The organism is Pseudooceanicola algae (assembly GCF_003590145.2).
Classification (GTDB): Bacteria; Pseudomonadota; Alphaproteobacteria; order Rhodobacterales; family Rhodobacteraceae; genus Pseudooceanicola; species Pseudooceanicola algae.
Genome location: NZ_CP060436.1, coordinates 1,140,359 through 1,162,337 on the forward strand (window position 1 = coordinate 1,140,359; position 21,979 = coordinate 1,162,337).

Here is a 21,979-nt window from a genome sequence, read left to right on the forward strand (position 1 = left end):
AGATCCGGCCATGTCCCTGACCCATTTCGACAGCAAGGGCGATGCCCATATGGTCGATGTGTCCGACAAGCCCGAGACCGCGCGCATCGCCGTGGCCCAGGGCTGGGTGCGGATGCTGCCCGAGACGTTGGAAATGATTACCTCCGGCACCGCGAAGAAGGGCGATGTGACCGGCATTGCCCGGCTGGCAGGCATCATGGGGGCCAAGCGCACCGCCGATCTTATCCCGCTATGCCATCCGCTGCCGATCACCAAGGCGGCCGTGGAGATCACCCCCGATACCACCCTGCCCGGCCTGCGGATCGAGGCGACGGTCAAGACCTCTGGCCAGACCGGGGTCGAGATGGAGGCGCTGACGGCGGTCTCGACCGCCGCGCTGACGGTCTATGACATGGCCAAGGCCGTGGACCGCGCGATGGAGATCGGTGGTATCAGGGTTCTGTTGAAGGATGGCGGCAAATCGGGCCGCTACGAAGCCAGATGATTTCGGTAGCGGGTGCGCTCGACGCGCTGTTCGCGCTGGCCCGGCCGCTGCCGGTGGAGACGGTGCCGCTGCGCGCCGCCGCGGGCCGCGTTCTGGCCAGTCCTGCGACGGCGCGCCGTGACCAGCCGCCCTTTGCCGGCTCGGCCATGGATGGCTATGCGCTGGCCAACGCCGAGGCCCATACCGGCGCGCGGTTCCGCGTTGTGGGCGAAGCCGCTGCGGGGCGGCGTTTTGACGGGCGCCCCGGACCCGGCGAATGTATCCGCATCTTCACCGGCGCGCCGGTACCAGAGGGCTGCGACCGGATCATCATTCAGGAAGACGTAACCCGCGACGCTGACATGATCACCCTCAGCGACCGGCTGGACCGGGGCACCCATATCCGCCCGGCTGGTGCGGATTTCCGCATCGGGGATCAGCTTTCCGCCCCGCGTCGGCTGTCCCCGTCGGATGTTGCGCTTCTGGCCTCGATGAACATTCCGCAAGTCGCGGTGCATCGCGCGCCCGAAGTTGCGCTGATCTCGACCGGGGATGAACTGGTGCTACCGGGTGAAGACCCCGGGCCGGATCAGATCATCGCCTCCAATACCTACGGGCTCGAGGCGCTGTTTCGCAGCCTTGGCGCGACCACCCGTCTTTTGCCGATCGCCCGCGACAGCCGTGCCAGCCTGCGCGCGACCTTCGCGCTGGCCCAGGGTGCGGATCTGGTCGTCACCATCGGCGGCGCCTCGGTCGGAGATCACGATCTGGTCGGACCGGTGGCGGCTGAACTGGGGATGCAGCAGGCCTTTTACAAGGTTGCCATGCGCCCCGGCAAGCCGCTGATGGCCGGGCGTCTGGGCGATGCCATGATGATCGGCCTGCCCGGCAATCCCGTTTCGGCCATGGTCTGCGGGCATGTCTTCGTCGCCCCCGTCCTGCGCGTCATGCAGGGCCTTGGGCCCACTGCGGCCCTCCGCAGCCGCGCCCCACTTTCCGCGCCGCTGCCACGCAATGGGCCGCGCGAACATTACCTGCGCGCCCTGCTGACACCCGAGGGGATCGAAGCGGCCCCACGTCAGGACAGCTCTCTTCTGACGGTTTTGTCGGACTCCAATGCGCTGATCATCCGCCCCCCCGATGCGCCCGAGGCTGCCATTGGTGATCTCGTGGACTTCCTCACCATCTAGGCATCTTGCCGCCGATTCCCGTCGCACTTGAACGCCAGCGGCCAAGTATCCGATTTCCCTGATGGATTGACACAAAAGGGGAACAGCTATAGAACAAACCTTAACGGGACCCGGGCGAACCGGAACATCGCATTGCCGATTTCCTTTTTTGCCCAACCAACGCATCGAAGGAGCGCACAGGATGTTGACCAAGAAGCAGCTGGATCTGCTGGAGTTCATCCACTCGCGGGTGCAAAGCGACGGCGTACCGCCCTCTTTCGACGAAATGAAGGAGGCGCTGAACCTGCGCTCCAAGTCCGGCATCCACCGGCTGATCACGGCGCTCGAGGAACGCGGCTTCATCCGGCGCCTCGCGCATCGCGCGCGCGCCATCGAAATCGTCAAGCTGCCCGACAGCATCGCCCGCTCCCCGGCCAGCTTTCGCCCCCGGGTGATCGAAGGCGGTGCCGGCAAGCCCAAAGCGGCCCCAGCCCGTCCCGATGCCGCGCAGGTTCTCGAGTCGCTGTATGCCATGGAATTGCCCGTCATGGGCCGGATCGCCGCCGGTGTGCCGATCGAGGCGATCAGCGAAGTGTCGCACAACATGGCCGTTCCGGGTGCCATGCTGCGCAGTGGCGCGCACCATTATGCCCTTGAAGTCGATGGCGATTCCATGATTGACGCCGGGATCAACGATGGTGACGTGGTGATCATCCGCGAAACCGCCACGGCCGATGACGGCGATATCGTCGTCGCCCTGGTCGAGGAAAAGGAAGCCACGCTGAAAAAGCTCTATCGTCGCAATGACCTGATAGAACTGGTGGCCGCCAACCCCGCCTATCCCCCCCGCAAACTGCGCCCCGATCAGGTGCGTGTGCAGGGACGGCTGGTCGGGTTGATCCGCTCTTACTGACCCCCCATCATGGGTTTGGAGCCGGTCAGTCCGGCGGATGCACCCGGGCGATCGCGTTTCCGCTCGTCAGTGACTCCAGCACCTTCTGCAATTGTTGTCCGAGCGGTGGGATCCGTCCCGGCACGCTCCAGTACCTGTCGCCCGAAACCGCCTTTGCCGTGACTTCGCGCCAGCCATCCGCTTCGGCGAACAGCGCGACCGATCCACTTTGGCGCAGGCTGTCGATATCGTAGATCCGGCAGTTCCTCGCCCCGGAGGCCTCCGCCGCCGGGACGTTCAGCACCAGCACACCACCCGACGCGCAGGGTCCGGCGGCCGCAGCGGCACGCTTGCCTGTTTCATGGCGGATCGCCCCGGCGGGCCAGCGCAGGGCTGCCGTTTCCTGACCGACCGGGTCGCCGTCATTTTCCAGCCAGATCGAGGCGACAAAACTCTGCGCGCGATCCCGGCTCAGCCCGCGCCCCTCGGGCGTCATCACCCCGACAATCCCGCCGCTTTCGGCGATCAGCACATCGGGACGCGTGGCGGCGGACCAGAGCCAGAAGGCCAGCGCTATCGGCACCGCCCCCAACCAGCGCCCCCGCCCGATCCAGAGCGCGATGACCAGCGCCCCAAGCGCCAGCATCGGCAGCACCTCGGACGGCGGAGCCATGACCATGCCCCGTGCGCCGGACATGCCCGCAACCCAATGGGCGATCATCAGGATCCAGTCCAGCCCCAGCCCCATGACCCACAAGGGAAGCGCCTGTAGCCCGAAGGGCATCGCCAGCACCGCGATCAGCGCCGAGGGGATGACCAGGGTGCCCATCACCGGCACCGACAGCAGGTTGGCGAGCAGCCCGTAATGCGCGATCTGGTTGAACTGCGCCGCCGCCACCGGCGCCGTGGCCGCCCCCGCGACGGCCGAGGACATGACCAGCGCCAGCGCCTTGCCCTTCCAGCCCGGCAGCCGCCAGCCCTTGGCATTGATGCCGCCAAAGACCGCGACCAATGCCAGCGTCGCGGCAAAGGACATCTGGAACCCCGGCGACAGCAGGGCTTCGGGGCGCATGAGCAGCACGATCAGCGCCGCCAAAGCCACCGCCCGCAGTGAGATCGCGCGTCGCAGCACCATCACCGCGATCAGTGCGACGGCGGCCATGACATAGGCGCGTTCGGTCGCGATGGAGCCACCGGCCATGGCGAGGTAGGCTGTTGCCACCAGCAGCGCCGCCATCGCCGCGATGGGCTTCACCGGCCAAAAAAGCGCGGCACGGGGCGACAGGACCAGCAGGCGCCGCACGGCCATGAAGACGAAGCCCGCCAGCAGCCCCATGTGCAGCCCCGAAATCGCGAGCAGATGCGCCAGGTTCGACACCCGCAGGGCCTGCAGTGTCTCCTGCCCCATGCCGGACCGATCCCCCGCCGTCACCGCCGCTGCAAAGGCCCCGGTTTCACCGGCAAGCCCGGTCTGAAACGCGCGGCTCAACCCCATGCGCCAGCGGAAAACGACGGTTTCACGGGGGTTTGGAGGCTCCAGAAGCATCAGCGGCACGCGGGTATACCCAACCGCGCCGATGCGCAGAAACCAGGAATGGCGCTGGAAATCGAAACCGCCCGGCTCGACCGGGCCGCCGGGGGGCGACAGGTGGCCGGTGGTCATCACCAGCGCGCCGGGTTGCGGGGTCGTGCCTTCGGGACCATGCAGCGAGATTCGCACCTTGGCCGGGGTCCGGTCCGGCGCGACCCGGTCCAGCCGGACCCGATCCAGCGTCAGCCGCACCGCGTCCGAAGCGGATCGGTCGATGCCAATCACCCGCCCCTCGACCGGCCCGTAATAACGCCAGCCCATCACCGGGGCCGACACGGCCTGCGCCCGCCAACCGGCCAGCAGCAGTCCGGCCCCGATCAGCACCAGCGCGCATATCAAGGGCTGCACCACCGGCCCGCAGCGCCAGGCGATCAGCACCAGCAGGACAATGCCGCCCGCCAGCCCGGCCAACAGGGGCAATCCCGGCTCTTTTCCAAGCGCGAAATACCAGCCGATGCCGATGCCAAGGCAGACCGGCGACCAGTGAAACAGGCAGCCGCGCTGCGCCAGCAGGGCCGCTGCAAGGGTATCCGCGATGCGCCGCACTTGTCTCGCCTCCGGCCCGCCGATAGACATTGCCGGAAACGCTACCCGGCGCATGGTTAATCAAAGGTTAGGACCCCTCCCTCGTGTCTGAACAGGTCGTCACCCGCTTCGCCCCTTCTCCCACCGGATATCTGCATATCGGGGGCGCCCGAACGGCGCTTTTCAACTGGCTCTATGCCCGCGGACGCGGCGGCAAGTTTCTGCTGCGGGTCGAGGATACCGACATCGCCCGATCGACCCCCGAGGCCACTGCGGCCATCATCGAAGGCATGGCCTGGCTCGGCCTCGATCACGACGGAGAGATCGTGTCTCAGGCCAGCCGCGCCGACCGGCACCGTGCCGTCGCGCTGGAACTGCTGGACCGCGGCGCGGCCTACAAGTGCTTTGCCACGCAAGAAGAAATCGAAGCCTTCCGCGAATCGGCGCGGGCCGAAAAGCGCTCGACTCTCTATCAAAGCCCCTGGCGCGATGCCGATCCGGTCAACCACCCGGATATGCCTTACGTGATCCGGCTGAAGACCCCGCTGGAGGGCACAAGCGTCATCGCGGACCAGGTGCAGGGCAACGTGAAGATCCGCAACGATCAACTCGACGACATGGTCCTGCTGCGCTCGGATGGTACGCCGGTCTACATGCTGGCCGTGGTGGTCGATGACCACGACATGGGTGTGACCCATGTCATTCGCGGTGACGATCACCTTAACAATGCCGCCCGCCAGATGGGCATCTATACTGCCATGGGTTGGGATGTTCCGGTCTGGGCGCATATCCCGCTGATCCACGGCCCGGATGGCAAGAAACTGTCCAAACGTCACGGCGCGCTTGGGGTCGAGGAATACCGCGACATGGGCTATCCGGCGGCCGGCATGCGCAATTACCTCGCGCGGCTCGGCTGGTCCCACGGCGACGACGAATTCTTTACCGATGCGCAGGCGCAAGAGTGGTTCGGCTTTGACGGAATGGGCAAGAGCCCGGCGCGGTTCGATTTCAAGAAACTGGCCAATATCTGTGGTCAGCATATCGCTGCCACGGAGGATGCTGCGCTGCTGCATGAACTGGAGGCGTTCCTGGCGGTCACCGAAGCCGCCCCGCTGAGCGAGGCAAAAAAATCTTTGATGGCCGAGGCGATACCCAGCCTCAAAGACCGCGCGAAGACATTCCCTGAACTCCTTGATAAAGCGCAATTCATTCTCGCGGAAAGGCCGATTGAGCCGGATGAAAAAGCCGCGAAATCCCTTGATCCTGTATCCATTGGTATACTGGGAGAATTGACGCCGCAGTTGCAAAGTGCTAGCTGGAACCGTCCGGAACTGGAGGGTGCGCTGAACACTTTCGCCGAGGCGCGGGAGATGAAATTCGGTCAGCTGGCCGCACCGCTCCGCGCGGCTCTGGCGGGCCGCAGCGCCACCCCGTCGGTCTTCGACATGATGCTGGTCCTGGGACGCGAGGAATCCATCGCGCGCATCCAGGACGCAGCCAAGGGTCCGGCTTAACGCTTCGTTGAGATCGACCATGAGAAGTAAGGGCGCCGGACTGACCGGTGCGGGAAACGAGGAAGGGAATTCACTGAATGTCTGATTCGAACAAGAAGGCAACTCTGACGGTCGGGGATCAAAGCTGGGACTTCCCCGTCCTTTCCCCCACGGCCGGGCCTGACGTGATCGATATCCGCAAGCTCTACGGCAGCACGGGCATGTTCACTTACGACCCGAGCTTCACCTCCACGGCATCCTGCGATTCCGAGATCACCTATATCGACGGTGAAGAAGGCGTCTTGCTGCACCGTGGTTATCCGATCGACCAACTGGCCGGCAAATCGCATTTCCTCGAAGTCTGCTACCTGCTGCTTTACGGAGAACTGCCCGACGCGGCCAAGCTCGAGAAATTCGAGACCCTGGTGACCCGTCACACCATGGTCCATGAACAGATGCACCGGTTCTTCACCGGCTACCGCCGCGATGCTCACCCCATGGCGATCATGGTCGGGACCGTTGGCGCAATGTCGGCCTTCTACCACGACAGCACCGATGTGAACGATCCGCATCAGCGCGAGGTCGCCTCGATCCGCCTGATCGCCAAGATGCCGACCATCGCGGCCATGGCCTACAAGTACACGATCGGCCAGCCCTTCGTTTATCCGCGCAACGATCTGGATTATGCGTCGAACTTCCTGCGCATGTGCTTCGCCGTCCCGGCCGAGGAATACCAGGTGAACCCGATCCTGGCCCGCGCCATGGACCGGATTTTCACGCTGCACGCGGATCATGAACAGAACGCCTCGACCTCGACCGTGCGTCTGGCCTCGTCTTCGGGCGCCAACCCGTTTGCCTGCATCGCGGCCGGCATCGCCTGCCTCTGGGGCCCGGCTCATGGCGGCGCCAACCAGGCCTGCCTCGAGATGCTGCGCGAAATCGGGACCGTCGACAAGATCCCGGAATACATCGCCCGCGCCAAGGACAAGAACGATCCCTTCCGCCTGATGGGCTTCGGCCACCGGGTCTACAAGAACTTCGACCCGCGCGCGACGGTCATGAAGGAATCGGCGGACGAGGTGCTCGACCTGCTCGGGATCGAGGACAACCCGACGCTTCAGGTTGCCAAGGAACTGGAAAAGCAGGCTCTGGCGGACCCCTACTTCACCGAGAAGAAGCTGTTCCCGAACGTCGATTTCTATTCCGGCATCATCCTTGAAGCCATGGGTTTCCCGACCTCCATGTTCACTCCGATCTTCGCCCTGTCGCGGACCATCGGCTGGGTGTCGCAGTGGAAGGAAATGATCGAGGAACCCGGCATGCGGATCGGCCGTCCGCGCCAGCTTTACATCGGCGCGACCGCACGGGATTACATCGACGTCGAAAACCGCTGATCTTTCAGCGAGACAGATCAGGCCGGGCGCGGAAGACCGCCCCCGGCGGTCAGACCGAAAAAGGCGGCGCTCGATGCGCCGCCTTTTTTGTTCTCGTCCTGCAGAGTGTCCCTATCGCCCCTCGAACCGAGCCTCGCGTTTTTCGAGGAAGGCAACGACACCTTCCTTGAAATCCCGCGACCCGCCGCAGGCCCCCTGGGCCCGTCCTTCGGCGGCAAGCTGTTCTTCCAGCGTATTGTCCCAGCTTGCCCGCACGATCTGCTTGAGCTCGCGGTAAGCCAGGCTTGGCCCCTTGGCGAGTTGTTCAGCGCGGGCCTGCCAATGGGTCGGGAAATCCGCGTCGGGCACCGCTTCCCAGATCATTCCCCAGTCAGAGGCCTGCTGCGCCGACACCGGTTCGGCAAACAGCGCCGCACCCATGGTTTTCGCCATGCCCATGCTGCGCGGCAGGAAATAGGTCCCGCCCGCATCCGGCACCAGACCGATCCGGGTGAAGGCCTGCAGGAAATAGGCGCTTTCGGTCGCTATCACCACATCGGCACATAGCGCAAGGTTCGCCCCAGCCCCCGCCGCCGCGCCGTTCACCGCACTGATCACCGGTACCGGGCAATCCACGATGGCGCGCAGCATCGGCAGGTATTCGTCGCGCAGGGTCCGCTCCAGATCCGGATTGGCGATGCTGGCGCGATCCGACAGGTCCTGCCCCGAGCAGAAGGCCTTGCCCTCGGCCGTCATGACCAGCACCCGTGCTTCGGACGGCAAGCTGCGGACGGCGTCGGTGATCTCGGCCCGCATCTGGCCGTTCAGCGCATGCATGACCTCAGGACGGTTCAGGCGCAGCACGGCAACGCCTTCGGTCAAATCGAATGTAATGGTTTCGTAGGTCAAGGGATCTCTCCTCCCGCTTGCATTCCCGGGGATGGAACCCGCAACGCGGCGCCAGGTCAAATCGGACGAGGCGTCATTCCTTCAGAATTTCACGCAACCGCGCGGCTTCGGTCTCTGAAAGGCGATCTGGCACATCTGCTGCCCGACCCCGGCGGCGGACAAAGACCAGCGCCCCGATCAGTCCCAGCAAAAGCATCGCCGGCCCCGCGCCCCAAAGCAGCCAGTTGGCGCCGGTGACGCGCGGTTGCAGCAGGACGTATTCGCCATAGCGGTCGGTGACAAAATCGAGGACCTCGGCATCGCTGTCCCCCGCCGTCAGACGTTCGCGCACCAGAAGGCGCAGATCGCGGGCGAGATCAGCGTTGGAATCGTCGATGTTCTCGTTTCGGCAGACGAGGCACCGCAGCCCCTGACTGATCTCGCGCGCCCGGCTTTCCAGCGTCGGATCGGCGAGAACTTCGTTTGGCTGCACCGCAAGACCCGGCGCCACGAAGGACGGGGTCATCAGCGCGGCCACCACCAGCGCACGAAGGATCCGGCGCAGGCTCATTCTGCCGCCACCTGGTCGCGTCGCCGTGTCGTCTTGGCCGCGCCAGCCGCGACGCGGAAGCGCCGGTCAGACAGGCTCAGCCCACCCCCAAGCGCCATCAGCATTGCGCCGCCCCAGATCCAGTTGGCCAGTGGCTTGTAATAGCTGCGCATCGCCCAGCCTCCGCCCTGCTGTGGGTCGCCGATCACCACGTAGATATCGCGCAGGAAACCATTGTCGATGGCTGCCTCGGTGGTCGGCATGGCCGCCACCGGATAAACTCGTTTTTCGGGATGCAGGGTCGCGACGTCGCGCCCTTTCCGCGCCAGTGCGATGTCTGCCGTGGTCGAAAGGTAATTCGGCCCGCGGACCTCGCGCACATCTTCCAGCGTGATCGCGTATCCCGCCAGTTCGACCGTATCGCCGATTTGCACCACGCGAATGTCTTCCTGTTGCCAGGCCAGCATGGCCGCGATCCCGGCCAGGGTCACACCCAGCCCGCCATGGGCCACGACCCGGCCCCAATCCGCCCCCGGAAGCCGCAACAACCGGGCGAAACCACCGGAGCCAGTGCGCGTCCAGATATCCACGACCGCGCCGCCGATCAGCCAGGCGCCCAGCCCAAGACCCAGGGGCCCAAGCGCCGAACGACCGTCCTGCATTGCCCAGAACAGCGCCGCAATCGCGATGGCCAGCACCGCCACAGGCAGCAGCTTGCGCGCCACCCGACCCAGTTTAGCGCGTTTCCAGGACAGCATCGCCCCAAAGGGCAGGATCACCCCCAACAGCACCATGAAGGGCGTGAAGGCCATGTTGAAGAAAGGCGCCCCAACCGACAATTTGCGCCCGAACCCCATTTCCGCCACCAGCGGCCAGATCGTTCCGACGAAAACGACGAAGGCCGCCACCGCCAGCAACACGTTGTTCAGGACCAGCGCGGTCTCGCGACTTTTCAACCCGAAGACCCCCTTGGAGGTCATCGTCTCTGCCCGCGCGGCATAAAGCACCAGCGCACCGCCCATGAAAAATCCCGTGATCGCCAGCAGGAACACCCCGCGCTCCGGATCATTGGCAAAGGCATGGACCGATGTGAGCACGCCAGATCGGGTGATGAAGGCCCCGATCAGCGAGAAACCGAAGGCGATAATCGCCAGCAGCACGGTCCAGCTTTTCAGGCTTTCACGTTTCTCGACCACGATGGCCGAATGCAGCAGTGCCGCCGCGATCAGCCAGGGCATGAAAGAGGCATTCTCGACCGGATCCCAGAACCAGAACCCGCCCCAGCCAAGCTCGTAATAAGCCCACCAGGAACCAAGCGCGATGCCCACGGTCAGGAACATCCAGGCCGCCAGCGTCCAGGGCCGCACCCACCGGCCCCAGGCCGCGTCGACACGGCCTTCGATCAGGGCGGCGACAGCGAAGGAGAAGCTCATCGAAAGGCCGACGTAGCCCGCGTAAAGAAAAGGCGGATGGAAGGCGAGGCCCGGATCCTGCAGTAGTGGATTCAGATCCTGCCCGTCAAAGGGCGGAAAGGCGATCCGCAGAAACGGGTTGGACGTGAAGATCAGGAACGCAAGAAAGGCCACCCCGATCGAGGCCTGAACGCCGATGACCCGCGCACGCAGACTGGGCGGCAGGTTGCTCCCGAAGACCGCGGCAGCCGCCCCGAACAGGGCCAGGATCAGGATCCAAAGCAGCATGGACCCTTCGTGGTTTCCCCAAACCCCGGTCACCTTGTAAAGCATCGGCTTGGCGGAATGGGAATTCGCCCAGACCAGCTCCAACGAGAAATCCGAGGTGATGAAGCCGTGCATCAGACAGCCGAATGACAGGGTGACCAGCAGGCATTGCGCGATGGCGGCAGGCTCGGCTGCGGCCATCCAGGCAGGCCAGCCGCGCCAGGCACCGATCAGGGGCACGAGCATCTGGAAAAGCGCCACCGCGAAGGCGAGGATCAGGGCGAAATGACCGAGTTCTGCATACATGCCCTGCTTATAGGACGGCCTTGGACCGGGGGCCAATTCAAATACGCGTTGGGGGCGCGACAGATTTGTCGCGCCCCCTCTGGCTCAAGGTGAGATCCAGCGGTTTGAACTCCGGACTAAGTCCGGGCGCGCCATGCCTCCAGCGCCGGATTGGGGTCAGCGGGGCCCTCGGAGATTGGGCCCACCGGCGTCTGATCAGCAGACAGTTCCGGCCCCTCGCGCAGGGCGTGAAGGTCGCGCATATTGCCCGCGACCTGCGGCGCCATGGTCAAATTGCGGGCCAGTTCCCGTTGAAATTGTTGACCTTTCACCTGATGGCGGGCGCCGAAATAGAAACTGACAACCGCCCCCAGCAACCACCACAAGGCCTCGGGCACCAGCGCCAGACCCTGCATTCGCGCGGCAAACCAGATCGGGTCGCTCATCGCAGCAACCATGAGGCCGATGGCACCAAATGCCATGGCCGGGCGCGGCAATCGGTTCAGCGCGTCCATCACCCGGTCAAAGCCGCTGCGTTGATCGCGGAATTCAGCGCTGAATTGCTGCAACGCATTGGCAAGCATCTCGTGATCCCGCTGCGCGGCAGCCTCTGCATTGGGGCGGAAGACCTCTGCGGTGCTTCGGATCACGTTGCCGCCCTGGCCAAGCAGCGCGTTAAGCCCCGTGTCGATCATCCCCATGCTGCGGTCCTCGCGGTAAATTCCGCCGCAGACAGATGGAATGCCGGAGAGATAAATTCCTCGGCCCGGCGAATCCAGCCACCCTTTCCGCCTGCGCGGGTTCGGGCGTATTTGCGGCTGGCCGGTCGCCGATCCGCAAGGCTCAGGTAATAATTGCGCCGCGCGATCCCATAGGCATCCACGATATGATCCGGGGCTTCGAAACAGGCAGCCGCACAGGCGTGGAGCGTCTGCGGGCCAATCATCCCATCGACATCCACGGCCTGCCCCATGTCCCGCAAAAGCTGTTGCAGGATGCGCACGGCGTTGGTGCCCGCATTCACGTACATGTCGAAAACCGAGGCGCGCAGGGAATCGGGCAAGTCACCGATCCGGGGACGATGGTAATAGTCCCGCATGAAGATCTCGATTGCCTGATCGCGGTCCAGGGCGCGGACATCATGTTCATCGACCCGACCGTCGCCCGTCAGATCAAGGCCGAGGCCGCGCAGGGTGTGGATCGTCACCCCGTGATTGGTCGCCCCACCCGGATCGTCCGGGTCGTTTACATAGCCCCCCTCCCGGGCGACGATCTCTTCTGCAATCTTGCGTACCGCGATGCTCATCTCGGGCCTCCTGCTGATCACCTTGCAGGGCCGAGGCTAAGCCTATTTTGGTTAATTCCGCCTATCCGGACCGGTCTCTGCCGGGTGGCGGCCTGTCGACCCGGTCCTCAACTGCCCTCCGGAGCTTCGTAGACGCCTTGCTCCTTCAACGCATCGATGACCTCTTTCGGCATATAGGTCTCATCGTGTTTTGCCAAAATTTCAGAGGCTTCGAAGGTGCCGTTGATGTATACGCCGGTGCCTACCATGCCCTGTCCCTCGTCAAAGAGATCCGGCAAGATACCGCTATAGACCACTGGCACGGACACGGCCGTGTCGGTCACGACAAATCGCACGACTTCTCCTTCGCCGCGGATCAGGGACCCTGCCTCGACCAACCCGCCAAGGCGGAACACCTCGCCCGGTGCGGGCGGATCGGACATCACCTGACTTGGGCTACGGAAGAAGTTGATCCCGTCGCGCAGCGCATATCCGGTCAGCCCGCTGGCAAACGCCAGGGCGACGAAGGCCAGCAGGATGACCTGTATACGGCGTTTCTTCTTCAGACCTTTCATAGCGACCTCACGGGAAAAGAGGGACGCCCATCAGCCCCTCCGTCTCGGGCAGGCCGAGCATCAGGTTGGCGTTCTGGATCGCCTGCCCGCTGGAGCCCTTGCACAGGTTGTCGAGTGCTGTCACCACAATGGCCCGCCCCGGAATCCGGTCACCCGCCACCCCGATATGTACGAAGTTAGAGCCCCGCACATGATGGGTGCTGGGCGTTTCTCCAAACGGCAGAACCGAAATGAAAGGTTCATCCGCATAAGCCATTTCATAAGCTTTCTGAATGGCTTGCGCGCCACCCTTGACGTAAGACGTGCACAGGATACCCCGGTTCACCGGCAGCAGATGCGGGGTGAACTGAACCTGCACGGGCCGCCCGGCCAGCTTCGAGAACTCCTGATCGAATTCGCCGAGGTGCCGGTGGGTCCCCCCGACGGCATAGGCGTTGTAGCCCTCGCTCAACTCGGCATGCAGAAGGTTTTCCTTCAGGCTGCGTCCGGCCCCGGAGACCGCGCATTTCATGTCGAGGATAATCTCGTCCAGGTCGATCACCCCGGCCTCGATCAGCGGACGGATGGTAAACTGCCCGGTCGCGGCATTGCACCCCGTCCCGGCAACTAGACGCGCAGCCGTGATGTCGTCCCGATAGAATTCGGTCAGCCCATAAACGGCCTCGGCCTGCATCTTGATCGCCGAATGAGGATTACCATACCACTTTTCGTACTCATCCGCATCGCGCAGCCGGAAGTCTGCCGAAAGGTCGACGATCTTCAAGGTCTTGGGAAGGTCACGGATGACCTCCTGGCTGGTCTTGTGCGGCAGCGCGCAGAACGCGAGGTCTATCTGGCCGAAATCGATCTGGTCCACGGTCACCAGATCGGGCAGCCCGAGGTGGCGCAGATGCGGATAAACCTGCGCCATGCTCTGCCCCGCCTTGGAATTGGCGGCCAGCGCGGCGATCTCCATGCCCGGATGGGTGGCGATCAGCCGGATCAATTCGGCTCCGGTATAACCGGAGGCGCCGATGATTGCGATTTGCTTTGCCATGTCAGCCCTTTCAGCGCGGCCCTTGGGCCCGCTTTTACATCTTCTTGCATATATCTGGATATGTCCGAGATCAAAACCCGGCGATCTGCGCGGTCACGCCGCGTGAAAATCGATTCTTCGTCGCAGGAATTGCGTCGCGTGGGTCGATACGCGGGCGGGATCACCTGTGGTCAGGAACATCGCCACCTGCCCCGGCCCGCGCATCTGCGGCCGTCTTTCAAGGTAGTCGGCCAGCGATTCCGCCACCAGGTTGGCCTGGCTGTAGACCGAGACATCCCCGCCGAGGGCCTGCTGGAAGATCTCCTGCATCAGCGGGTAATGGGTGCAGCCCAGGATCGCGGCCTGAGGATGCGGCATCTTGCGCTTCAGCGCCTCGACATGGCTTCGCACAAGGGCTTCGGCGAGAATCATGTCACCTTCCTCGATCGCATCGACAACACCGCCGCAGGCCTGCGCCTCGACATCCACACCGATGGCACGGAACGCCAATTCGCGCTGAAAGGCCCGGCTGGCGACGGTCGCGGGGGTGGCGAAGAGCGCGACATGTTCGACGCCGACGGCACGCGGCGGGGAATTGTCCCCCCATTGCCGTTCCGTCAGCGCCTCGATCAACGGAACGAAGACGCCAAGCACGCGCCTGTCGGGGGCCAGCCAGCCTTCTTGCATGCGACGCAGGGCCGCGGCAGAGGCCGTGTTGCACGCCAGGATCACCAGATCGCAGCCCGCGTCGAACAGACGCTGTACACCAGCCTTGGTCAGGTCATAGATATCGTCGGCGGCCCGCACGCCATAGGGTGCATGGGCATTGTCGCCCAGATAGACGAAGGGCACATCCGGCAGCCGCCGCGTGCAGGCGTCCAGCACGGTCAGACCGCCCAGACCGGAATCGAAAATACCAACTGCCATGGATCAGGTCCGATGCTTTTCTTCAAATTCAAACCCGTAATCGTAGGATTTCAAGGGCTTCGGTGAAAGCTCATATGTCGCCTTGCGCAGGAAATCCATCATGGCCTTGCTGTCCCCGGCCCGCGCCTGCAGCGCCTCGGGCTTGATCGGCTTGCCGATGACGATATCGACAGGGCCATCGACGCGGGCGCGGAATTCCCGCAGCAGCAGCCCCATGCGCAGGGTGGCATGCAGGTGGCTGGCGATCTGGAAGCTGCGCGAGGTCGTGCCGTCAAAGAAAACCGGGACGACGGTCGCCCCGCTGCGCGCAATCATCCGCGCGGTAAAGCCGCGCCAGCCTGGGTCCATCGGGTGGGAAAACGGCCCCTGGGCGGTGCTGACCGTACCGCCGGGGAATACGCCGATCGCACCTCCTTCGGCCAGATAGCGCAGCGCCTCCTTGCGGGTTTCAAGGTTGGTCGCGATACCTTCGCGCGTTTCATCGAAGGAGACCGGCAGGATGATCCGGTTCAGATCCTCGGCGCGCCGGAAAACCCGGTGCGCCAGCAGACGGAAATCGCCTCGCCGTGCCTGCAACATGTGCCCCATCACCAGCCCGTCCAGGATGCCGTAGGGGTGGTTGGCAATCAGGATCAGCGGGCCCGTTTCGGGAATGTTGTGAAGGCTGCCACCGATGACGTTCAGCGTCAGACCGTAGCGCTGCATCATAACCGACCAGAAATCCCGGCCCGCTGCGACCTCTTCGCCATAACCATCCGCGCGCCGGATCAGCGCCGGGCGGCCAAGCGTGTTTTCCATCAGCCGGATGATCGTCCGTCCACTGCGCGTTGCGGCGCTGCTTGCATAGGATATATCGCGCGCGGCCTGATGCGCCGATGCGACCGGACAAGGTCCAGGCAGCTTGCCAGGTAGGATCTCTGCGCTCATCACCGGGCCCTCGTGATCGCGAAAAGGGTGTCGCCTTGAAAAACAGACGCCAGAACCACGGGAATCGCGGTCCTGGCGTCTATTTAGGCAGATCACGCGTTACGATCCAGTTGTGCGAGGCCCCGGCGCCACTATTCGGCGGCTTCTGGTATCCCTGCAACGCGGGTTTCCGCCGGCCCGGGCGCAAGCTCTGCGATCAGGGCTTCGCGGGTCTTGGCCGCGCGCGCCTGGTTCGCCGCCTTGACCGGACCGAAGCCCCGGATCTCCAGCGGCAGTTCGGCCAGCGCGCATGCGACGCCCATCCGACCCGGCGCGATGCCTGCCAGCAGGCGTTCAAGGTCGCCTTCGTATTGGGCAATCAGATCGCGCTCCAGCCGGCGTTCCTCGGCCCGCCCGAAGGGATCAAGCCGGGTGCCGCGCAGGAATTTTCCGCGCGCCAGAACGCTCAAGGGCAACTTGAACCACGGCCCGAAGGTCCTTTTCGCCGGGCGGCCATCCTTGCCCTCGGTGCCCAGGGTCGGCGGAGCCAGGTGATAGGACATGCGAAAATCGCCAGAAAAGTCCTTCTCTGCCTTCTTGCGGGTCTGGATCAACAGGCGGGCGACCTCGTATTCGTCCTTGTAGGTCAGCAGCTTGTGATAGCCCTTCGCGACGGCTTCCTGCAGGGCGGGATCGTCAAACCGGGCCACCATCGCGCGGTATCGCCTGGCCAGCCCGCGACCCTGGTAGGCCCGCAGATGATCGGCCCGGAAGGCGATCTTTTCTTCCAGTGTCTTTTCCGCCGGCGGACCCGCCGGGGCGATCATCGCTGCCGCCTGATCGGGATGCAGCGAAGCCCAACGTCCGATTTCAAAGGCACGCAGGTTGGCTTCGACCGCAGCCCCGTTCAGGCCGATCGCTTCCCGGATCGCTGCGTGCCCGATCGGCACCAGCCCGCGTTGCCAGGCCGCCCCGCACAGCAGCATATTGGCAAAGATACTGTCGCCCATGGTCGCCCGCGCCAGTTCGCTGGCATCGAACAGGCTGACCTTGTCGCCCAACCGTGCCTCCAACTGCAGGGCAAGCCGGTCGGAGGGCAGCGCGAATTCGGTGTCCCGCGTGAAATCACCGGTGATGATCTCGTGGCTGTTGACCACCGCACCGGTATGCCCCGTACGCGTCAGCCCAAGGGTCTTTGACCCCGCACTGACAACAAGATCGCCGCCGATCACTGCGTCTGCCTCGCCATTTGCGACACGGATGGCGGTGATGTCGCCGGGGGTTTCCGCGATGCGCAGATGGATATGCACCGCGCCGCCCTTCTGGGCGAGACCGGCCATTTCCATCATGCCCGCTCCCTTGCCATCGATCTGGGCCGCCTGCGCCAGGACCGCGCCGATGGTCACCACGCCGGTGCCGCCAACGCCAGTGATGATGACGTTATGGGTGCCTTCGATCGGCGCGAATTGCGGCTCGGCCATCTCGGGCAGGTCCAGCGCCTGAGTTTCGGCGGCATCCTTTCGGATCCTGGCCCCTTCCAGCGTCACGAAGCTGGGGCAAAAACCCTGAATACAGCTGAAATCCTTGTTGCAGCTCGACTGGTCGATGGCGCGTTTGCGGCCCAGGTCCGTCTCGACCGGCACGATGGAAACGCAATTGGATTGCACGCCGCAATCCCCGCAGCCTTCGCAGACGTCGGTATTGATGAAGACCCGCTTGTCGGGGTCCGGGAAAGTGCCGCGCTTGCGCCGGCGACGTTTCTCGGCAGCACAGGTCTGGATATAGAGAAGTGCCGAGACGCCTTCCTGCCGGGCGAGGTCCTCTTGCACCTGCATTACATCGGCGCGTTCGCGGGTCTCGACCTCCCTGGGGAACAGGGTCAGGTCGACCTCTTCCTTGGCGTCATAGACAGCCACGACGCGGGGCACACCCATGGCGACCAGTTCGCGCGCTATCTGATAGGCATCAAGGCCCCCTTCGTTTGCCTGCCCGCCGGTCATCGCAACGGCATCATTATAGAGGATCTTGTAGGTCATGGTGACGCCGGACATCACCGCCGCCCGGATCGCCTGAATGCCGGAGTGGTTATAGGTCCCGTCTCCGATGTTCTGGAAGACATGCCCGCGCTTGGAAAACGGCGCCTCGCCGATCCAGTTCGCGCCCTCGGCCCCCATATGGGTGACCCCGAGCGTGTCACGGTCCATCCATTGCACCATGTAGTGACAGCCGATCCCGGCGTAGGCGCGACTGCCTTCGGGCACCTTGGTCGATGAATTATGCGGGCAGCCCGAGCAGAAATAGGGCAACCGCGCGGCCAGATCCGTTGCGGTATCGTTGCGCCGCACATCGGCCAATGCGGTCATCCCGTCGCTGATAGCCTCGCTGCCATGGCCTTCGTCGATAAGGACCTGCCCCAAGGCTTCGGCGATCATCACCGGATCAAGCTGCATCTTCGAGGTGAACAGCACCTTGTCGCCGTTCTTCGCCCCGATGACCCTTGGCCGGTCGGGCACGTCGAACAGGGTTTCCTTGATCTGCGTTTCCAGGATCTTGCGCTTTTCCTCGACCACCACGATCAGGTCCAGTCCGCCGGCCCATTCGGCAAAGCTGGTCCGATCCAGCGGCCAGACCTGCGCGATCTTGTAGCTGGTCAGGCCAAGCCGCTCGGCCCCCTCTCCGTCCAGCCCCAGCAGGCTGAAGGCATGTTGCAGGTCGAGCCAGTTCTTTCCGGCCGCGACGAACCCGATCCGGGCGCCGGGCTTGCCCCAGCCGCGCTTGTCGATCCGGTTGGCGCGGGCATAGGCTTCGGCCGCGCGGACCTTGTAGTCCAGCAGGCGGGCTTCCTGTTCGACAGGCGTATCGACCAGCCGGATGTTCAGGCCACCTTCGGGCAGCGCATCCGGTGGCGAGAAAAGGGTCACGCGGTCATGGTTGCCTTCGACAACGGCCGTTGCCTCGACCGTGTCCTTCATCAGTTTCAGCGCGACCCAGAGGCCGGCGTAGCGGCTCAGACCATAGCCGTAATGGCCAAGATCCAGGATCTCCTGCACGCCGGCGGGGCTGAGGACCGGCATCTGCGCATCCATCGCTGCCCATTCGCTGGCATGCAGCACGGTCGAGCTTTCGCCGGTATGGTCATCCCCCATGGCAACCAGAACACCGCCATTGGGATCGGTGCCGGCCATATTTGCATGGCGGAATACATCGCCTGACCGGTCCACGCCCGGCCCCTTGCCGTACCAAAGGCCGAAGACGCCGTCGAAACGCCCCTCGCCCCGTAGCCCGGCCTGCTGCGCGCCCCAAAGGGCGGTCGCGGCGAGGTCTTCGTTCAGACCTTCCTTGAAAAGCACATCTGCGCCTTCGAGCAGCTTTCCTGCCCGGCGCATCTGCATATCCACCGCCCCAAGCGGTGATCCGCGGTATCCCGTGACATATCCAGCTGTGTTGAGCCCTGCATCGGCGTCGCGCGCCTTCTGGGCCAGCATGAGCCTGACCAGCGCCTGTGTGCCGTTCAGCAACACCGTCTTGCGCGTCAGGTCGAATTTGTCATTCAGGCTGATCCGAGGTTGGGTCACCTAAGTTGCCTCCTCTGCCTTCATATGGATCAAGCCTAGGCCACCGCCCGGCAGGTTTGAAGGGATTCACGAAAAATAACCTATGCTTCCGGTATGGTCGCCGCTAAGAGAGGCGCCAAGAGCCGATGGCAGGAAACTGTTGCGCTAAACACCGAACTCACATCAGATTGAGTTGTTATGGACTGGGACAAGCTCAGAATATTCCACGCTGTCGCCGATGCCGGCAGTCTGACCCATGCGGGAGATGCGCTGCATCTGTCGCAATCCGCCGTGTCGCGTCAGATCCGCGGGCTCGAGGATTCGCTGAACACCACCCTGTTCCACCGACATGCGCGCGGGCTTATCTTGACCGAACAGGGCGAATTGCTGTTTGACGCGACCCGCGCCATGGCCAAGCGGCTGGATACGGCAACGGCCCGGATCCGTGACAGCGAAGAAGAAGTCTTTGGCGAATTGCGCGTCACCACGGCTGTCGGTTTCGGCACGCTCTGGCTGGCCCCGCGCCTGACTAAGCTCTACGACCGCTATCCCGATCTCAAGATCGACCTGATGCTGGAAGAACGCGTTCTGGACCTGCCGATGCGCGAAGCCGACGTGGCCGTGCGCATGAAGGAGCCGAGCCAGGCCGACCTGATCCGCAAGAAGCTGATGTCGATTCGGATGCGCTGCTATGCCTCCAAGACCTACCTGGAAAAGCGCGGGCATCCCGAAACGCTGGACCAGTTGTCCAGCCACCGCATCATCTGCCAGGCGCCATCGGCACCGCAGGTGGCCGGTGGGGCATCCCTTATTCACAAGCTGCTTGCCAATGACGTCGGCTCTACCCTGACGGTGAACAATTACTTCGGCGTGCTCCAGGCGGTGATCCACGATCTCGGGATCGGCGTGCTGCCGGATTACCTGATCGAGGAGTTCCCCAACCTCGAGCGCGTCTTCCCCGACATCGAAAGCAGCGAAGTCCCCGTCTTCCTCGCTTTCCCGGAAGAACTGCGCCATTCCAAGAGAGTCGCCGCCTTCCGCGATTTCGTTCAGGAAGAGATCATGGCGCACCGTCGATCTATCCGGGAACTGCGCGAACGGGACGAAGACATCTGACACAATCCGGCCGCGAAAAGACTCGGTCGGCCGGATATTTTCTGTCGAATTTGGGGGGCTTTGCGCCCTTGGCCCGATTGGGCGAAGCTTGTTAAGCTTTGCACCCGTCTCTCGCCCCCGCCTCACAGAAGTGTTAGCGCCAAAACAAATACCCTAACGCACTAATTTCGCTGGATATTTCTAATATCGAGCGGACTTGCATTTTTCGCATAGCCGCAATGCGAAAAATTGTCCGACAAAAGACTTGATCGTTTACACTCCGACGAATATTTCAGCACTCGACGGTGATGCTGCCTAGCGGCGCGTCACCTTCATACCTCCCTGTTGGACTTGGCCGGACCTTGTGTCCGGCCTTTTTTTTTGCGCTTCTCCCGCGCATCGGACATGGGCTGAAATGCGCGTCCGGAACCCCGTCATGATTCTGTCATGTGCCAGGCGCGCTCACGCAGGGATCATACCTTTTCCAATACGCGCATTCCGCCCCGCCCGGCTCCGTGTCAGCTTACGACTAGCGGAACTGCGCGACCGGCCAAGGTTCCTTGGCGAGACAGGCCCCATGGCTCGTTCGGAGCCCCAGCCGACGCCATTCCCTGAATTTGCCGCCTGCACGCACCCCGGCCGGCCGGTAAGGCCCGGGGGCAGAGAGCCCGCCCATCCGATAGCTCATTGGCGCTTCAAGACAGCCCGTGCCGCGGCTTCCTGCGCCTGTCGCCATTCACGCCCTTGCTCAAACAAACGTCAGTAATCGCCGCGAGGCATGAAATGCGGGGCAAGTTCCCTAACGGAAAGACATTTTTTCGAAGCGGTCCCGAGTATAAACCTTGGGTCACGCCCCGGCCCCAAGGCGAACTGAACGGTTCGGTCTAGACACGACAACCAAGGTTTCAAGGTTTTCCGTCGGAAATGTGTGTGCGCCAATACACAGCGCACCAGCAGTTTCCGCCAGTTTCGTGCGGGACAGAACGCTCCTAAATCATCCTCATCGCTGACAGACACAACGCCGGTCAGCCAGAAGATAACATAAAGGAGCTCAGCCATGACTGGTTTTGCAAAATTCGTTTCCGTCGCCGTTCTCGCAGCAATCGCCCCCTTCGCCGCCACCGCTGAAAGCGTTGACGTCCTCAACCCCTACACCCGGGATGCAGGCGCCTATGTGACCGGGGATACCTTCGGCCATGATGTCGACGGTGTGCAAGAGTCCGACGTCGACGTCACCAACCCCTATATCCGTGACGCTGGCCCGCGGGTCACTTCTTCGACCTACTCCAACCAGACCGGTGAAGCCGATGCCAGCAACGTCGACGTGCTGACCCCCTACCGCAACGACTCCGGTCGCATCGTCACCGAAACCCATTCCGACTCGCCTGCCGTGTCTCAGAACTTCTGATCAAGGCAGTCAGGACGGCGGCTGGCGGTCTTTCGCGACCGTCAGCCTTTCGGATCCGGCCCATGTGACATCCCCTGCTTATGAAGCCGGGACCCAGAAAAGGATGCAGGGAAACCTGCATCCTTTTAGCTTTGCAGATAGGCCGGGAACGCCCCATCCACGTGGTCAATGGAACGCGCGGGCATGATGCCAGGATCCTCTCTGGACTCTCCTCACTCCCCAAACCCCCAAACTTGGACAGCCGACGTCAGATCCCTGTTTCCCGGCGGACCATCAGATCCAGAAGACGGTTTTTCAAAATTTATT

General features: G+C 63.5%; 18 protein-coding genes. 7 read left to right on the forward strand and 11 right to left on the reverse strand.

The features are described 5' to 3' along the window. The first annotated feature begins 10 nt into the window (after positions 1-10). The 3 genes from moaC to lexA all read left to right on the forward strand — a co-directional run bounded on the left by moaC (position 11) and on the right by lexA (position 2,545). Positions 11-484: a cyclic pyranopterin monophosphate synthase MoaC gene (gene moaC, locus PSAL_RS05385; protein ID WP_119839555.1), complete on the forward strand. Its 474-nt coding sequence runs from the start codon at positions 11-13 to the stop codon at positions 482-484. Then, positions 481-1,653, forward strand: coding sequence for a molybdopterin molybdotransferase MoeA (locus PSAL_RS05390; RefSeq protein WP_119839556.1), 1,173 nt, complete (start codon positions 481-483; stop codon positions 1,651-1,653). The genes moaC and PSAL_RS05390 overlap by 4 nt, the downstream gene beginning before the upstream one ends. A 181-nt stretch (positions 1,654-1,834) precedes the next feature. Then, entirely contained in the window at positions 1,835-2,545 is a 711-nt protein-coding gene (gene lexA, locus PSAL_RS05395; RefSeq protein WP_119839557.1) for a transcriptional repressor LexA, read from the forward strand. A 25-nt stretch (positions 2,546-2,570) separates the two neighbouring features. On the opposite strand, the gene PSAL_RS05400 is transcribed toward lexA, so the two are convergent. Then, a complete protein-coding gene (locus tag PSAL_RS05400) occupies positions 2,571-4,661 on the reverse strand; it encodes a ComEC/Rec2 family competence protein (RefSeq protein WP_231388625.1) in 2,091 nt (696 codons plus the stop codon). 83 nt (positions 4,662-4,744) lie between these two features. On the opposite strand from PSAL_RS05400, the gene gltX reads away from it, so the two are divergent. Both gltX and gltA read left to right on the forward strand, forming a co-directional pair. Continuing rightward, a complete protein-coding gene (gltX, locus tag PSAL_RS05405; protein ID WP_119839559.1) occupies positions 4,745-6,154 on the forward strand; it encodes a glutamate--tRNA ligase in 1,410 nt (469 codons plus the stop codon). A gap of 77 nt (positions 6,155-6,231) precedes the next feature. Continuing rightward, positions 6,232-7,527, forward strand: coding sequence for a citrate synthase (gltA, locus tag PSAL_RS05410; protein WP_119839560.1), 1,296 nt, complete (start codon positions 6,232-6,234; stop codon positions 7,525-7,527). A gap of 111 nt (positions 7,528-7,638) precedes the next feature. On the opposite strand, the gene PSAL_RS05415 is transcribed toward gltA, so the two are convergent. The 10 genes from PSAL_RS05415 to PSAL_RS05460 all read right to left on the reverse strand — a co-directional run bounded on the left by PSAL_RS05415 (position 7,639) and on the right by PSAL_RS05460 (position 19,191). Then, positions 7,639-8,415: an enoyl-CoA hydratase-related protein gene (locus PSAL_RS05415; RefSeq protein ID WP_119839561.1), complete on the reverse strand. Its 777-nt coding sequence runs from the start codon at positions 8,413-8,415 to the stop codon at positions 7,639-7,641. Positions 8,416-8,488: 73 nt separating this feature from the next. Further along, positions 8,489-8,965, reverse strand: a complete 477-nt coding sequence (locus PSAL_RS05420) for a cytochrome c-type biogenesis protein (RefSeq protein WP_119839562.1) — start codon at positions 8,963-8,965, stop codon at positions 8,489-8,491. After that, positions 8,962-10,929 (reverse strand): heme lyase CcmF/NrfE family subunit, encoded by a 1,968-nt coding sequence (locus PSAL_RS05425; RefSeq protein ID WP_119839563.1) that lies wholly within the window; start codon positions 10,927-10,929, stop codon positions 8,962-8,964. The genes PSAL_RS05420 and PSAL_RS05425 overlap by 4 nt, the downstream gene beginning before the upstream one ends. 116 nt (positions 10,930-11,045) lie before the next feature. Further along, positions 11,046-11,609, reverse strand: coding sequence for a holin family protein (locus tag PSAL_RS05430; RefSeq protein ID WP_119839564.1), 564 nt, complete (start codon positions 11,607-11,609; stop codon positions 11,046-11,048). After that, positions 11,600-12,214 (reverse strand): holin-associated N-acetylmuramidase, encoded by a 615-nt coding sequence (locus PSAL_RS05435; RefSeq protein ID WP_119839565.1) that lies wholly within the window; start codon positions 12,212-12,214, stop codon positions 11,600-11,602. The genes PSAL_RS05430 and PSAL_RS05435 overlap by 10 nt, the downstream gene beginning before the upstream one ends. A 107-nt stretch (positions 12,215-12,321) precedes the next feature. Then, positions 12,322-12,768, reverse strand: a complete 447-nt coding sequence (ccmE, locus tag PSAL_RS05440; protein ID WP_119839566.1) for a cytochrome c maturation protein CcmE — start codon at positions 12,766-12,768, stop codon at positions 12,322-12,324. A 7-nt stretch (positions 12,769-12,775) separates the two neighbouring features. Then, positions 12,776-13,804, reverse strand: a complete 1,029-nt coding sequence (gene argC / locus PSAL_RS05445; protein WP_119839567.1) for an N-acetyl-gamma-glutamyl-phosphate reductase — start codon at positions 13,802-13,804, stop codon at positions 12,776-12,778. A gap of 93 nt (positions 13,805-13,897) precedes the next feature. Then, positions 13,898-14,710 (reverse strand): glutamate racemase, encoded by an 813-nt coding sequence (locus PSAL_RS05450; RefSeq protein ID WP_119839568.1) that lies wholly within the window; start codon positions 14,708-14,710, stop codon positions 13,898-13,900. Between the two features lie 3 nt (positions 14,711-14,713). Continuing rightward, positions 14,714-15,637, reverse strand: coding sequence for a lysophospholipid acyltransferase family protein (locus PSAL_RS05455; protein ID WP_119839569.1), 924 nt, complete (start codon positions 15,635-15,637; stop codon positions 14,714-14,716). 131 nt (positions 15,638-15,768) lie between these two features. After that, complete coding sequence (locus tag PSAL_RS05460; protein ID WP_119839570.1) at positions 15,769-19,191, reverse strand: indolepyruvate ferredoxin oxidoreductase family protein; 3,423 nt, start codon at positions 19,189-19,191, stop codon at positions 15,769-15,771. A 177-nt stretch (positions 19,192-19,368) separates the two neighbouring features. Between PSAL_RS05460 and PSAL_RS05465 the strand changes: the two genes are divergently transcribed. Then, entirely contained in the window at positions 19,369-20,286 is a 918-nt protein-coding gene (locus PSAL_RS05465) for a LysR family transcriptional regulator (protein WP_119839571.1), read from the forward strand. A 1,036-nt stretch (positions 20,287-21,322) separates the two neighbouring features. After that, positions 21,323-21,673 carry a hypothetical protein gene (locus PSAL_RS05470; RefSeq protein WP_119839572.1) on the forward strand — a complete coding sequence of 117 codons (351 nt, stop codon included), beginning with the start codon at positions 21,323-21,325 and terminating at the stop codon, positions 21,671-21,673. The last annotated feature ends 306 nt before the right edge of the window (positions 21,674-21,979 follow it).

What these genes read in the sequence shown, in the direction of transcription:
- PSAL_RS05455 (WP_119839569.1), bottom strand. Translation starts at nt 15,637, where the DNA reads ATGAGCGCAGAGATCCTACCTGGCAAGCTGCCTGGACCTTGTCCGGTC.
- moaC (WP_119839555.1), top strand. Translation starts at nt 11, where the DNA reads ATGTCCCTGACCCATTTCGACAGCAAGGGCGATGCCCATATGGTCGAT.
- PSAL_RS05430 (WP_119839564.1), bottom strand. Translation starts at nt 11,609, where the DNA reads ATGGGGATGATCGACACGGGGCTTAACGCGCTGCTTGGCCAGGGCGGC.
- lexA (WP_119839557.1), top strand. Translation starts at nt 1,835, where the DNA reads ATGTTGACCAAGAAGCAGCTGGATCTGCTGGAGTTCATCCACTCGCGG.
- ccmE (WP_119839566.1), bottom strand. Translation starts at nt 12,768, where the DNA reads ATGAAAGGTCTGAAGAAGAAACGCCGTATACAGGTCATCCTGCTGGCC.
- PSAL_RS05470 (WP_119839572.1), top strand. Translation starts at nt 21,323, where the DNA reads ATGACTGGTTTTGCAAAATTCGTTTCCGTCGCCGTTCTCGCAGCAATC.
- PSAL_RS05450 (WP_119839568.1), bottom strand. Translation starts at nt 14,710, where the DNA reads ATGGCAGTTGGTATTTTCGATTCCGGTCTGGGCGGTCTGACCGTGCTG.
- PSAL_RS05465 (WP_119839571.1), top strand. Translation starts at nt 19,369, where the DNA reads ATGGACTGGGACAAGCTCAGAATATTCCACGCTGTCGCCGATGCCGGC.
- PSAL_RS05435 (WP_119839565.1), bottom strand. Translation starts at nt 12,214, where the DNA reads ATGAGCATCGCGGTACGCAAGATTGCAGAAGAGATCGTCGCCCGGGAG.
- PSAL_RS05425 (WP_119839563.1), bottom strand. Translation starts at nt 10,929, where the DNA reads ATGTATGCAGAACTCGGTCATTTCGCCCTGATCCTCGCCTTCGCGGTG.
- argC (WP_119839567.1), bottom strand. Translation starts at nt 13,804, where the DNA reads ATGGCAAAGCAAATCGCAATCATCGGCGCCTCCGGTTATACCGGAGCC.
- PSAL_RS05390 (WP_119839556.1), top strand. Translation starts at nt 481, where the DNA reads ATGATTTCGGTAGCGGGTGCGCTCGACGCGCTGTTCGCGCTGGCCCGG.
- PSAL_RS05420 (WP_119839562.1), bottom strand. Translation starts at nt 8,965, where the DNA reads ATGAGCCTGCGCCGGATCCTTCGTGCGCTGGTGGTGGCCGCGCTGATG.
- gltA (WP_119839560.1), top strand. Translation starts at nt 6,232, where the DNA reads ATGTCTGATTCGAACAAGAAGGCAACTCTGACGGTCGGGGATCAAAGC.